Here is a 13,593-nt window from a genome sequence, read left to right as displayed (position 1 = left end):
AAGCCGAACGGGTCCGGTTGTTGACCGAACAACTCGAGTTCGAACAGCGCCGGTTGGACGAGGTGAAGGTGCAACTCGACGAGACGTTCCAGACGATCGGGATGACGGAAGACGCGTTTTTACAGGACCGCGCGCTCGTCGACACGTTACCGGCGTTAAAACAACGACTCACAGAAGAGCTCGAAGAAGCGGGACGAATCGAGCACGCCTTACACGGGCTCGAAGCCAAAATCGGGTCACGGCCTCGTCCTGAAGTCGAAGCGCTCAAAGAACGCCTTCAGTCGGCGCATGAGGAGAACGAATCACTCTCAGCACGTCTCGTGACGGCCGACGTCCACTTGAAGCGTCACCGCCAGACGGTCGGCGAATGGGACGCGCTCCGCGAACAGACGGATGCCGACGTCAGACAACTTGAGACGATCAAGTTGATTGCCGACACCGGCCGTGGTGTCAACCCACAAAAGTTGACGTTCGAGACTTACGTCCAGACGGCGTTCTTCGACCAAATCTTACATGCGGCCAATATCCATCTCGACCAGATGACGAGCGGACAGTTCCAGCTCGAACGAAAAGTGGAGACGGCGAAAGGAAATGCGAAGTCCGGTCTCGAATTATTAGTCTTTGACGCCTATACGGGCCAGTCGCGACGCGTGCAAAACTTGTCCGGCGGTGAAGGGTTCAAGGCCTCACTTTCGCTCGCCCTCGGCTTGGCCGAAGTCGTGCAACAGCTGAGCGGCGGCGTCAGCCTCGAGACGATGCTGATCGATGAAGGGTTCGGGACGCTCGACGCCGAGTCGCTCGACCAGGCGATCGAGTTGCTCATGTCGCTCCAGTCGAGCGGTCGGCTCGTAGGGGTCATCAGTCACGTGCAAGAGTTGAAAGACCGTGTCGATGCCCGCATTGAAGTGAAGAAAACAAGGAGCGGGTCGACGATCCAGCTCGTCGTGGAGTGAGAGAAGATGAAACATATCGAAACGAAATCAAGTTTAATCAGCCAGTTGCAGGCAGCCGGGATTGAGCGAGGTGATACGTTGTTCGTCCACACGTCCCTCTCGAAGCTCGGCTGGGTGTGTGGAGGGGCCCAGACGGTCATCGAAGCGTTGCAAGAAACGGTCGGGACAAAAGGACTCCTCATGATGGCGACCCAGACCGGGGACAACTCGGATCCAGCCGAATGGGAGGCCCCTCCTGTCCCCGTCGAGTGGTGGCAGACGATTCGTGAGACGATGCCCGCCTATGATACCGAAAAGACGGCGACACGTGGAATGGGGCGTGTCCCCGAACTGTTCAGGTCGTACCCGGATGTGTATCGCAGTCAACATCCGATGTGGTCGGTGGCAGCTTGGGGAGACGATGCACAACAGGTCGTCTCGGCCCACACGATTGAAGTCGGGTTCGGACCAGGCTCACCGATTGAGAGAATGATTGAGCGGAAAGCAAAAATCCTTCATCTCGGTTCACCGCTCGATGCGACGACGCTCTGGCATTATGCCGAGTATGGAATCGATAGCCCGGTGAAATCTTTCGGTTGTGCGATGGTTGAAAATGGAGAGCGGGTATGGAAAACGTTTGACCACGTTGACGTCAATAGCGTCCCGTTCGGACCGATTGGTGAGAACATCGTCAAGCAGAAGGACGTCAAGGCGTTCACGATTCACGAGGCGACGTGTTACGTCATCCCGTCAGACACGTGGCAACCGGTGCAACATGCGCTCGTCGCGCTTCGGAGCTGGTTGCGATAACAGGAATGAATGGAGAGGGGCAAACAGATGAATCGTGTTATGAAATATACAGGTGTGGCGCTCAGCGTCATCGTGCTCGTCGCGTTTCTCGCCGTCGTGGGCATCTCGGCCCACATCGGCGATCAATTGACGTCACCCGTCCGTGAGACGTTGACGTTCACACCGAAAGCGCTCGACATCAAGTATGAGAACGTGACGATTCAAGCGGAGGATGGCAGCGACTTGTACGGTTGGTGGATCCCGCACCCGACACCGCGGGCGACGATCGTGTTCGCCCACGGGTATGGGAAAAACCGCGAACAGTCGGATTTGCCACTGAAAGAACTGATTCCCGAGTTCCATAAACAAGGCTACCAGTTCTTGACGTTTGATTTTCGGGCGTCAGGCATCTCGGAAGGCGACCGCGTGACGGTCGGGGCGAAAGAACAGTCCGACCTGCGAGCGGCCATCGCCTTCGCGAATGAGCGAACGGATGGACCGATCGTGTTATACGGCGTCTCGATGGGAGCGGCGACGGCGCTCTCGACAGCTGACGAGACAGAAGTCGCGGCCGTCATCGCCGACAGTCCGTTCAGCGACTTGCGCGGGTATCTCGAGACGAACTTGCCGGTGTGGAGCGATTTGCCGAACATCCCGTTCACCCCGGTCATCTTAACGATCACTCCGTGGTTCACCGGTCTGGATGCGGATCTCGTCAAACCGATTGACGACGTCGAACACATCGATGCGCCGATTCTGTTGATTCACGGGAGAGGGGACGACGCCATCCCGGTGTCGGAAAGTGAACGTTTGGCCGAACGAAACGACCAAATCGAGTTATGGGTGACCGAAAACGACGGTCATGTCGCCTCGCATAAGACGTTCCAAGCCGAATACCGGGAGCAACTGTTCGACTTTTTAGAGCGAGTGCTATGAACGTGGAGTCTAGGGTAGCCTAGACTCATTTCATTCGACGGGTCTTTCATGTATGAACGGAAAGCGGACGATTTGTATAAACGGACGTTTTGGGCGAGGATTTTAGAATAGAGGCGGGGGGATTTATAATGAGTGAAAAGACGAATCAATTCGTGAAGGCTTTGTATGAGACTGTCGTCCAGGAAGGCCTTCACACGTATAAGGAAATGTACGAAGAAGAACTCTCAGCTTCAGAGGTTGACAAGTACAGTCAAGCGATTCACATGTATCAACAGATGAACGCAGAGCAACAACGATTGATGATGCATATGATTGAGGTCGTCATGGTGGACACGGTGTCTCATGTGTTTGGCGTGCTTGATGGGACGTCACCATTGACGGATTACGAAATGGAAGCGACGGTATTGCTTGATGGGACCGACACGGAAATGGAACTGCAAGATACCTTCATTGGCTACTTGCAGGACGAAGACTTGTATCCATAATTTATATCAGAGGCGCAGATTGCGTCTCTTTTTGTTATGATTGCTAACGAGAAGGAAAGAAAGAAGGGACTAGAATGGATATTATGGCATTACTATCGTTTCTACTGCTCGGGACGCTCATCGGGATTTTGAGCGGATTTTTCGGCATCGGGGGCGGGATCCTGCTCACGCCGCTCCTCCTCGTCTTCGGTTACGAGGCGAGTGCGGCCATCGCGCTCAGTCTCATGCTCACGCTCGGGTCGACGACGGCGGGGACGATCTCACACATCAAACTGAAGAACGTCAACCGGAAGCACGCCCTCTTAATTGGCGGATTCGGGATTATCGGGACGTGGGTGGCGACACCGCTCGTGTTCTACTTAGAGACGCTCGACGGAGCGAAACCGGTCATCTCGCTCGCCTATATCGCGCTCTTAACGTATTTTGCGATCTCGTTTTTCCGTTCGAAACAACATGTCGAAGGGAGCGTCGGCTCCGAGTCGGTGCCGCGCATCGGGTTCATCGGACTGTTCGGCGGCTTCATCTCGTCGCTCATGGGCGTCAGTGGTGGCTTCGTTTTGACACCGCTGCAAGTGAAACTGCTCAACACGGAGATGAAACGCGCCGTTGGTACGAGTATCGCGGCAGCGCTGTTCATCGTCTTGTCCGGTGTCGTCAGTTATGCGATTGCCGGAGCTGACACGAACTATTGGCACGGCCTCGCGCTCATTGCCGGCGCGATGATCGGCTCTCCGATCGGTGCGAAGCAGTTGCAACGGTTCAGTTCTCAACTCGTGAAAAAAGCGCTCGGCGGCTTTTATGTCGCCGTCGCGCTTAGCGTCGCGTTGAACTTGCTCGGCTTCAATGACGTCTCGCTCGGACTGCTCGTCGTCCTCGCGCTTACGTTTATCGTGGCGCTGTTCGTACGGCCGAAAAAAAGAGGTTAACCATAAGGAAAACCCCGTCCAACCGACGGGGTTTTATCGTCTAGAAATATGGTCGATGTTTTCTTGGATCTCTCCGACCTTACTCTTCGCTTCGCGCAATCTCCGTTCAAACGCCTCGGTGTCACGTTTCTCATGCCGTCGCTCTTCTTTACCGCGACGTTGTCCTTCGCTCGAGCGATGAAGATGGGTTGCTCTCATCAACCGCTTTTTAAACGATGAATCGCTCATAAGGACACCCCCTTCCATACTTATATGTTCCACCGTCGAAAGGGGGTGAAACGCTATGATGTTCTCAAGACGCGAGCGAGCGCTGCACTTGCTTGTTGGCCGTTACTTTCATCGCCAAAAACGCCGCGAGCAACGCTTTTAACGTATCCCCAATAAGGAACGGGATATTCACCGTCAAGGCGTCTATGAACGACAACCCGAGCATCACTTGCAACCCGAGGCTACCGAGAAGGTAGACGAGACCGAGGCCAAAGACGACGTTGTACGTCACGAGCGCCGGGAAGGAGCGGTGTTGTTCAGAAAAATAACCGATCAAATAGGCCGCGATCGGAAACGCGAGCAAGTAACCGACCGTCGGGCCGACGAACGGGGCGAGGCCGCCGGAGCCACTCAACACCGGAAGGCCGATCATCCCGAGCAATAAATAGACGACGACGGCGAGCGAGCCCTTCTTCGCGCCGAGGATGGAGGCGACCGTCATGATGCCGAGCATTTGGAGCGTGATCGGGACCGGTCCGATCGGGATGGCGACCGAGCCGATGCTCGCGAGAAGGGCCGCGCCGATGGCGATTTGCGTAATGTCTTTGATTTTCATATGTAAACCCCTTTTCTGTTAACGTTGACTAAAATAAGGTTAACATCAATTCTGTAGATGGACAAGTAAAAAAATGAAGACCAGGTCATAAATGACTTGGTCTTCATTTCGTTAGGCGTGTGTCGGCAGTTTTTGTTTGGCTTCCTCGAGTTGAACTCGGACGGCGTCGAAGCCGGTACCGCCGTAGCTGTTTCGGCGTGCGACGGCCGTCACAGGCGACAACGCGTCATATAAATCCTCTGTGATCAACGCGCTATGCGCTTGATACGTCTCGAGCGGAAGTTCAGACAAGTAGAGCCGCTCTTCGATACAGTGACGGACGAGTGTGCCTGTCACTTCGTGCGCTTCCCGGAACGGCATCCCTTTCGCCGACAAATAATCGGCGAGCTCGGTCGCGTTCGAGAAGTCGCGTTCGGTCGCTCGTTTCATCGTGTCCGCGTGGAACGTCATGTCTTGAATCATCCCGGCCATGATACTGAGGCTACCTTGGACCGTCTTGACGGTGTCGAACATGCCTTCCTTGTCTTCTTGCAAATCTTTGTTGTAGGCGAGGGGCAGTCCTTTCATGATCGTCAACAGCCCGATTAAATTCCCGACGACCCGTCCTGATTTGCCGCGCACGAGTTCGGCCATATCCGGGTTCTTCTTCTGCGGCATCATACTTGAACCGGTCGAGAACACGTCCGAGATCGTGATGAATTTAAACTCTTCGCTGCTCCATAAAATCAACTCTTCGCAAAAGCGTGACAAGTGCATCATGAGGAGCGAGGCGTTCGACAAATATTCCAAGATGAAGTCACGGTCACTGACGGCGTCGAGGCTGTTCGGATAGACACGGCTGAAACCGAGCAGTTCGGCCGAACGATGACGGTCGATCGGGAACGTCGTCCCGGCGAGCGCACCGGCCCCGAGCGGACTCATGTCGATTCGTTTCAAACTGTCATGGAACCGTTCCTTGTCGCGCTCGAGCATCCAAAAATAAGCGAGCAAGTGGTGCGCGAGCGAGACCGGTTGTGCCCGTTGCAAATGTGTATACCCCGGCATGACCGTCTCGACGTTTTGTGAGGCGTGAGAGACGAGGGCTTGTTGCACCGACTCGATGCCTTCGATCGTCTCGACGACACGGCGTTTCAAATAGAGGTGCATATCGGTCGCGACCTGGTCGTTCCGACTCCGGGCCGTATGCATCTTGCCGGCGACGGGACCGATCTCTTCATGAAGCAAGGCTTCAAGGTTCATATGGATGTCTTCATGGAAGACGTTGAATGTCAGCCCATCCTGTTTCGCTTTCTCGGCGAGTGTGTGCAGGCCGCCGACGATTTGGTCGACTTCAGCTGGCGCCAAAATATGTTGCTCCCCGAGCATCGTCACATGAGCGATGCTCCCTTCGATGTCTTCAAGGACGAGTGCTTTGTCGAAATGAATCGAGGCACCGAACTCGTCGACCCATTCACTGGCCGTCTGTTCGAACCGGCCGCCCCACAGTTTACTCATGCACCATCGTTCCTTTCTCGGCGAGCACTTCCGCTTGTACTTTCGTCGGCAGTCCCCATAATTTGATAAAGCCGACGGCAGCCTGTTGGTCGAACGTGTCGGCCGACGTGTACGTCGCAAGTTCTTCATCATAAAGTGAGACCGGTGACTTCCGTCCGTCGACGATCGCTTGCCCTTTGAACAGCTTCATCCGCACCGTGCCTGTGACCGTTTGTTGCGTCTCGTCGATGAAGGCGAGAAGTGCTTTTGTGAGTGGCGAGAACCAGAGGCCGTTGTAAATCGTCTCCGTCAATTTTTGCTCGACGATCGGTTTGAAGTGGGCGACTTCACGCACGAGCGTCAACGCCTCGAGTGCTTGGTGCGCGGTGATGAGCGTCATCGCACCAGGTGCCTCGTACACTTCCCGCGACTTGATCCCGACGACACGGTTCTCGATGTGGTCGATTTTGCCGATGCCGTGGGCGCCGGCGACGATGTTCAATTGTTCTAAAATCGCCGTGAACGAGGCCGACTTGCCATCGATGGCGACCGGGACCCCTTGTTTGAATTCGATTTCGACGAGCGTCGGTTCGTTCGGTGTGTCTTCAAGTTGAGCCGTCAGTTCGTATGCACTCGCCGGCGGGGCTGCCCAAGGGTCTTCGAGAATCCCACACTCGACGGCACGTCCCCAAATGTTTTGATCGATTGAGAACGGTTCTTCTTGAACGATCGGGATAGGAATCCCATGCTCAGCCGCATAAGCGATCTCTTCTTCACGTGACCATTTCCACTCCCGGACCGGAGCCACGATTTCAAGTGACGGGTCGAGCGCATGGATTGAAACCTCGAACCGGACTTGGTCGTTCCCTTTCCCTGTGCAACCGTGAGCGACGGCGACCGCACCTTCCGCTTGTGCGACCTCGACCAATTTTTTCGAGATGAGTGGGCGAGACAGCGCTGAGACGAGCGGGTATACCCCTTCATACATTGTATGGGCTTGCATCGAATACCGGGCGAAATCGTTCACGAACTCGTCGACCGCGTCGATGACGACCGATTTGACCGCTCCTACGTTCAACGCTTTCTGTTGGATCTGATTTAAGTTTTTACCTTCTCCGACGTTCAAGCAACAGGCGATGACATCATAACCTTGTTCTGTTAACCATTTGATAGCGACCGATGTATCCAAACCACCAGAGTATGCGAGTACGAGTTTTTGTTTCATCATCTATACACCCCTTATACATAATTATTCATCTGTATTTATAAATATACGAATTACTTTAACGGATGCTTCCGTGGAAAGCAACCCTTTTCCACAAAAAAAAGAATCACTTTGAAAAGTGACTCTTTTTTCATTGCATGATTTCGAGCTCTGGCATCCATTGCGTCATATGGTCTCGTGTCGGGTTGAACAACTCAGGCTTCGCGTTCTCGAGCGGGACGACTTCGAAATAACCTGCATTTGCGCGGCGAGTGAACGTCGGATAAAACACGGGATTGGCAAGTTCGAACGTCGTCTCGTCTCCGAGCGTCGTTTTGACGACGTCGATGCCGACGATGCCTCCTGTGTTCCGCTCATCGCCTTGTTGTCCCGATAGGAAGTTACCGAGTGAGTAGGAGACGAACGTGCGGTTGCCGTTCGCCCCGTCCACCCAGGCGACCGGTTGCAAGACGTGCGGGTGATGTCCGATGACGATGTCGACACCGAGATCGGCCAAGTCTTGGACGAGTGCTTCTTGAGATGCGTTCGGGAGCGGTTCGTATTCGTTACCGAAATGGAGTGAGACGACGGTCATGTCGGCCGCATTCTCGGCTTTTTCGACGTCCGAGCGAATCAAGTCCATATCGATGTAATTGACGTGGTACGGTTGTTTCGGGACGACGCCGTTCGTCCCGTACGTATAGGCGAGGAAAGCGAACGAGATATCATTCTCCGTCAGCGTCCGTATGTTCGCTTTGTCTTCTTCTGAGATGAATGACCCGGTATAAGGCATCCCGATCGCGTTCCAATGGTTGATCGAGTTCTCAATCGCTTTGACGCCGCGGTCGAGTGTATGGTTGTTCGCCGTCGTCACGAGGTCGATGCCGGCCTCTTTCAACGCGTCCCCGACCTCGAACGGACTGTTGAACGCCGGATAGCTCGACAGGCCGATCTCACTGCCGCCGATCATGCTCTCTTGGTTGGCGATGGCGATGTCAGCCCCTTGCAAAATCGGGGCCACTTCCCGGAAGCCAGGATTGAAGTCGAAACCGTCCCCGGTCTTGGCGGCGTTATACACCGTATCGTGTAACAAGATATCACCGATCGCGTACAACGAGGCGGTCGTGACGACGGGCTCTGGTTCGGCTGGGGCTTCTGGCTCAGGCGGTTCCTCGGTCTCGACCGGTGGTGTCTCCGGCTGTTCGACGACGGTTTGTTCGACCTCGGCTGTCGCACATCCGGTTAAGAGGAACAAAGACAACGACAATGCGAACGTTAAGTAAGCGGGGAATCGTTTCAAGTGACAAGTCACGTCCTTTCAGAATGATCAGAGCACACAAAAACAGTTATATGGCATCATTCGACGAGATGGGGACGGATTCCTGTTCACGCTATAAAAAAATGTACCAGGCGATTTGCCTGATACATCAAGATAGACGTTTGACTCACACTTGCTCTCGTTTCAGGATGTGTTCCATTTCCTCGAACTCGGCTGTGATCGTCTCATTCGGCGGCGGCGTCATCAAGCTGACGACGTAAATGGCGAGTGCTGACAAAAAGAACGCCGGAATCATCTCGTACAGTTCCCCGATCGGCCCGAACCAATCGGCGGCGAAGTTTTTCCAGACGATGACGATGAAAGCCCCGGTCAACATACCGGCGAGCGCACCTTGGCGCGTCGTCCGCTTCCAGAACAGGCTGAACAAGATGAGCGGGCCGAACGAAGACCCGAAACCGGCCCATGCGTAACCGACGAGGTTCAAGATCGTGTCATCTGCCCCTAAAGCGAGCCAAATCGACACGGCCGAGACGAGGATGACGGTGATGCGGCCGACCATGACGAGTTCACGGTCTCCTGCACCTTTACGGAAGAACTTTTGATAGAAGTCTGTCGTCGCAGCACTTGACGACACGAGCAGCTGCGATGAGATCGTCGACATGATGGCGGCGAGGAGTGCCGCTAACAGGACCCCGGTGATCAAATCGACGAACAATAAGTCAGATAAATTGATGAAGATGTTTTCAGGGTTGTCGATGTCGAGACCTTGTTGCGTGTAGTAGGCGAGACCGAACAATCCGGTCGCCATCGCCCCGACGACGGTGAAAAGCATCCAAGAGATTCCGATGCGTCGTGCCTTCTTGATATCCTTCAACTTTTCAATCGCCATAAAGCGGACGATGATGTGCGGTTGACCGAAGTAGCCGAGACCCCAGGCGAACAAAGAGACGATCCCGATCAAAGATTGGCCCGTCCACGGGTCAAGCAATGCCGAGTCGATGTCACCAATCGTTCGGAACGCGCTCGAGACACCGTCTGTCGCCGTGATGGCGATCGCCGGGACGAAGATGAGCGCGAACAACATGATGAGGCCTTGGACGAAGTCGGTCCAACTGACGGCCAAAAATCCGCCGATAAACGTGTAGATGATGATGATTGAAGCCAAGATGAGGACACCTGTGACGAACTCGATGCCGAAGACGGCGTTGAACAGGCGGCCACCGGCGACGAACCCGCTCGTCGCGTAAAGTGTGAAGAAGATGAGGGTGACCGCGGCTGAGAACGTCCGAAGCGTCCCGCGTGAATCTTTGAATCGCTTCTCGAAATAGTCAGGGATCGTGATCGCATCCTCGGACAGATAAGAATACGTCCGTAGACGCGGTGCGACGAGGAGCCAGTTCAAATAGGCGCCGATCGTCAACCCGATGACGATCCACCCGCTCGAGATCCCGGTCGCGAACATCGCACCCGGAAGGCCCATCAAGAGCCATCCGCTCATGTCCGAGGCACCGGCCGACAAGGCGGCGACGCCAGGCCCGAGCCCGCGTCCGCCGAGCATGTAGTCGCCGATGCTGCTCGTTCGGCGATAAGCGACGATACCGAGTAGCACCATGAGCGCCATGTAAATCGTGATAGAAATTAAAATACCGTTCATTGTCTTTCCCCCTACCATTCATGAATTGAAAACGCTTACAAACTATATATATCATGTCTTGACAAAATTTTGTCACAAAAATGAATAGGTTGCACGTCTTACTTTCATGATTGACCAAAAAAATAAAAACTACTTGGCCGGGCAGGTGACGAGATGATCGTTGACGAGACCTGTCGCTTGTAGGTGAGCGTAAACGGTCGTCGGACCGAGAAATTTGAATCCGCGTCGCTTCAAGTCTTTGTTCACCTGTTCTGACAGTTCCGTCACAGCAGGGACGTCATCGAGCGTTGTCCACTCATTCCAGATGACTCGGTCGTCGACGAACGCCCAAATGTAGCTGTCGAACGAACCGAATTCAGACTGGATCTCGATGAAACGGTGGGCGTTGTTGATAGACGCTTCGATTTTACGACGGTTCCGGACGATCCCGGGATTGTTCATCAACCGATCGATATCGGTTTCCGTGAACGCGGCCACTCGTGCGACGTCAAAGTCACAATAGGCATGCCGATAGTTCTCGCGTTTACGTAAAATCGTCAGCCAGCTCAGCCCGGCTTGTGCGCTCTCGAGCGTCAAACACTCGAAATGTTTTTTGTCGTCATGGACAGGCTTTCCCCATTCCTCATCATGATACCGGACATACAGTGGATCGGTGCCGCACCAAGGGCAGCGGGTCGTTTGTTGCATCGTCTCCATCCTCTCGTGTTTTGTTCAGTGTAACACGTCGACTCGGTTTCAGTTATCGGTTCACGGGTATAATATCGAATATGTAATGGAGGTCGATCGTATGCGTGAATGGATGATAGGGATCATCGAGCAGTTCGGATATTTCGGCATCGCGTTCATGATTTTCATCGAGAACGTGTTCCCGCCGATCCCGTCAGAAGTCGTCCTCTTATTCGGTGGGTTTTTTGCCGTCAAGACGGATTTGATCATTTGGCTCGTCATCGTGGCGGCGACGGTCGGTGCGATTGCCGGGGCGATTTTGCTATATGGCATCGGGCTATACCTGGATGTCGAACAGATCGAGAAGTGGACGAAAAAGTACGGGAAATGGCTGCGGCTTGATATCGAGGATGTCCATAAGGCGGATGCTTGGTTTGACCGGTACGGGGGTTGGATGGTCTTCTTTGGACGGCTCATGCCTGTCGTCCGGAGCTTGATCTCACTCCCGGCCGGTATGTCGAATATGCCGTTCGCCAAGTTCTTGCTGCTCAGTACGGCCGGGACGCTCATTTGGAATTCGGTATTAATCTATGTCGGGATCCGGGTCGGAGAGAACTGGGAGTCGATTTTGCGCTATTTAGACGTCTATTCGTATGTCATCTATGCGCTGTTGGCAATCGGAATCGTCGTCTATCTCGTTTGGCGAAAGCGACGAAAGCAGAATAAATCAAAGCGCGCTTCTTCGTTTTGAGCAATATAAAAAAACGGGTCCTCGTTTGAGGGCCCGTTCAACGTTTAAGTTCCGGATGGTCCGCTAAAATTTGGTCACGTAAACGATACATCTTCGAGACGATGTCATCCCGTGTCTCGCGAAACGCTTCGATCGGCTGACCAGACGGATCATCGAGTCCCCAGTCCTCGCGATACGTAGTTGGCACGTAAGGACATTCGACCTCGCAGCCCATCGTGATCAAATAATCGGGCTTTGGCGGGATGGCATCGAGAAGTTTCGGTGACTGCCCGGTCGGATCAAGCCCGATTTCACGAACGGCTTCTAGCGCTAACGGTTTTACTTCAGGATAGTTCTCTGTTCCAGCCGAGTAGACTTGGGCGATATCACCGAGCAAATCTTTTCCGATCGTCTCGGCCATTTGTGAACGGCATGAGTTATGAATACAGATGAACGCTACCTCAACCATTGTTACAGCCCCTTCCTTCAATCCTGTTTTTTGTTTTTCTCTTCAGGTAACACTTTCTCCAACGTCTGTTCCGTCTTCTCCGCTAAAATCTCAGAGAAGCGGAACAAGACGATGCCGATGATGGCCGAGACGAAGATGTATAGACCGACGAACAAGTTGATGGCGCCATTCGATAACGCCGTGAACAATATCGAGAACTCACCGCGAGGGGCGAGGGAGAACCCGGCCTCGTTCGCCTGGACACGGCTCAACCCGTACATGCGGCCGCCGACGCGCCCGACGATCCATTTTGACAACACGCCCCAGACGATCAAGACGAAGAACAGCGCGTTGATGATGACGCCTTGCTCGAGGTTGATCGAAATCCCGAACGAGATGAAGAAGATCGGTAAGAACAAGTCGCGAACCGGCACCGTCAACCGCTTGAGCGGGCGGATGTCGTGGATACCGGCGAGCATGATCCCGGCGATGAACGCACCGAGTATCTCGGACAGCCCGAATACCATGCCGATACCGGCAAAAAAGAGGATCAAGCCGATGAGTCCGATGCTCGCATCGTCTTGCCGAAGCAAATGTTTGACGGTGCGGGGATGGCGCATCACGAATTTGATACCGACGAATAAGAGGACACCGAACACGAAAAAACCGACGAACACTTTCCCGATGTCGCTGAACGCGATCGGTTCATTTTTAATGATGAACGGCGCGACCGTCAGTAGGAGCGGGGCAAAAATATCTTCGAAAATTAAAAGGGCAAGTACAAACTCTTTAATGTTTTCGTGCTTATCCGGATGTCTGTCGAGCAGACGGGCCGAGATTGACGAACTCGTCGCGTACAACACCGCCCCGATTAAAAACGCTTTTGGAAAATCGAGGCCGAACGCCATCGCGATCAACATCGAGACGCCAAAGGCGAGCACGATATCGAGGACGCCTGCTTTCCACACTTGTCTCATCCGCTTTGCGAGCTCGTTGATCGGGAACTTGAGTCCGAGTAAGAAGAACAGCAGGACGATGCCGATCTCTCCGGCAATCTTGAACACTTCGTTGCCGTCCCAAAAGAAACCGACGATGACCCCGATGCCGATGAACGCTAAAATGCTCGGAAAAAACAATCGTTCAATCAATAGGCTGACGATGGAGATGAGGGCAAGTGCCGCGCCGAGAAAGATGATGATGTTGATGTCGAGGTTCATGTGTCGCCTCCTCTACATACGGATCGTCGCG

General features: G+C 54.0%; 15 protein-coding genes. 6 read left to right on the top strand and 9 right to left on the bottom strand.

The window, feature by feature from the left end; all coding sequences use genetic code 11:
• The 5 genes from L971_RS15075 to L971_RS10805 all read left to right on the top strand — a co-directional run.
• Positions 1-953: SbcC/MukB-like Walker B domain-containing protein (locus L971_RS15075; RefSeq protein WP_304413141.1), on the top strand; the 953-nt coding region annotated here is incomplete at its 5' end.
• Between the two features lie 6 nt (positions 954-959).
• Positions 960-1,742: an aminoglycoside N(3)-acetyltransferase gene (locus L971_RS10820; protein ID WP_047375803.1), complete on the top strand. Its 783-nt coding sequence runs from the start codon at positions 960-962 to the stop codon at positions 1,740-1,742.
• 27 nt (positions 1,743-1,769) lie between these two features.
• Positions 1,770-2,657, top strand: a complete 888-nt coding sequence (locus L971_RS10815; protein ID WP_047375802.1) for an alpha/beta hydrolase — start codon at positions 1,770-1,772, stop codon at positions 2,655-2,657.
• Positions 2,658-2,785: 128 nt separating this feature from the next.
• A complete protein-coding gene (locus L971_RS10810; protein WP_047375801.1) occupies positions 2,786-3,142 on the top strand; it encodes a hypothetical protein in 357 nt (118 codons plus the stop codon).
• 74 nt (positions 3,143-3,216) lie between these two features.
• On the top strand, positions 3,217-4,068 hold the full coding sequence (locus tag L971_RS10805; RefSeq protein ID WP_029693896.1) for a TSUP family transporter: 852 nt from the start codon (positions 3,217-3,219) through the stop codon (positions 4,066-4,068).
• A 33-nt stretch (positions 4,069-4,101) separates the two neighbouring features.
• On the opposite strand, the gene L971_RS10800 is transcribed toward L971_RS10805, so the two are convergent.
• The 7 genes from L971_RS10800 to L971_RS10770 all read right to left on the bottom strand — a co-directional run bounded on the left by L971_RS10800 (position 4,102) and on the right by L971_RS10770 (position 11,188).
• A complete protein-coding gene (locus L971_RS10800; protein WP_024372322.1) occupies positions 4,102-4,296 on the bottom strand; it encodes a hypothetical protein in 195 nt (64 codons plus the stop codon).
• 64 nt (positions 4,297-4,360) lie between these two features.
• Positions 4,361-4,891, bottom strand: coding sequence for a biotin transporter BioY (locus L971_RS10795; RefSeq protein WP_029334906.1), 531 nt, complete (start codon positions 4,889-4,891; stop codon positions 4,361-4,363).
• 111 nt (positions 4,892-5,002) lie between these two features.
• Complete coding sequence (gene argH, locus L971_RS10790) at positions 5,003-6,385, bottom strand: argininosuccinate lyase (RefSeq protein WP_047375799.1); 1,383 nt, start codon at positions 6,383-6,385, stop codon at positions 5,003-5,005.
• Entirely contained in the window at positions 6,378-7,592 is a 1,215-nt protein-coding gene (locus L971_RS10785) for an argininosuccinate synthase (protein ID WP_047375797.1), read from the bottom strand. Before L971_RS10785 ends, argH begins: the two co-directional genes overlap by 8 nt.
• 127 nt (positions 7,593-7,719) lie before the next feature.
• Positions 7,720-8,868 carry a CapA family protein gene (locus L971_RS10780; RefSeq protein ID WP_047375795.1) on the bottom strand — a complete coding sequence of 383 codons (1,149 nt, stop codon included), beginning with the start codon at positions 8,866-8,868 and terminating at the stop codon, positions 7,720-7,722.
• A 145-nt stretch (positions 8,869-9,013) separates the two neighbouring features.
• Positions 9,014-10,501, bottom strand: coding sequence for a sodium/proline symporter PutP (gene putP, locus L971_RS10775; protein ID WP_029334910.1), 1,488 nt, complete (start codon positions 10,499-10,501; stop codon positions 9,014-9,016).
• A gap of 129 nt (positions 10,502-10,630) precedes the next feature.
• Entirely contained in the window at positions 10,631-11,188 is a 558-nt protein-coding gene (locus L971_RS10770; RefSeq protein WP_047375793.1) for a DNA-3-methyladenine glycosylase I, read from the bottom strand.
• Positions 11,189-11,288: 100 nt separating this feature from the next.
• Here L971_RS10770 and L971_RS10765 point away from each other — a divergent pair, with 100 nt between their 5' ends.
• The gene (locus L971_RS10765; protein ID WP_047375790.1) at positions 11,289-11,918 is read left to right on the top strand and encodes a DedA family protein; all 630 of its coding nucleotides are present in this window, start codon (positions 11,289-11,291) and stop codon (positions 11,916-11,918) included.
• A gap of 37 nt (positions 11,919-11,955) precedes the next feature.
• Here the strand turns inward: L971_RS10765 and L971_RS10760 are convergent, their stop codons facing one another.
• Together L971_RS10760 and L971_RS10755 are read right to left on the bottom strand one after the other, a co-directional pair.
• The gene (locus tag L971_RS10760) at positions 11,956-12,366 is read right to left on the bottom strand and encodes an arsenate reductase ArsC (RefSeq protein ID WP_047375788.1); all 411 of its coding nucleotides are present in this window, start codon (positions 12,364-12,366) and stop codon (positions 11,956-11,958) included.
• Positions 12,367-12,383: 17 nt separating this feature from the next.
• Positions 12,384-13,562, bottom strand: coding sequence for a cation:proton antiporter (locus L971_RS10755; RefSeq protein ID WP_047375786.1), 1,179 nt, complete (start codon positions 13,560-13,562; stop codon positions 12,384-12,386).
• Between the last annotated feature and the right edge of the window lie 31 nt (positions 13,563-13,593).

The sequence above is a fragment of the Exiguobacterium sp. ZOR0005 genome (assembly GCF_000798975.1).
GTDB classification, from domain to species: domain Bacteria; phylum Bacillota; class Bacilli; order Exiguobacteriales; family Exiguobacteriaceae; genus Exiguobacterium; species Exiguobacterium aurantiacum.
This window is presented reverse-complemented; position numbering and strand designations above follow the sequence as displayed.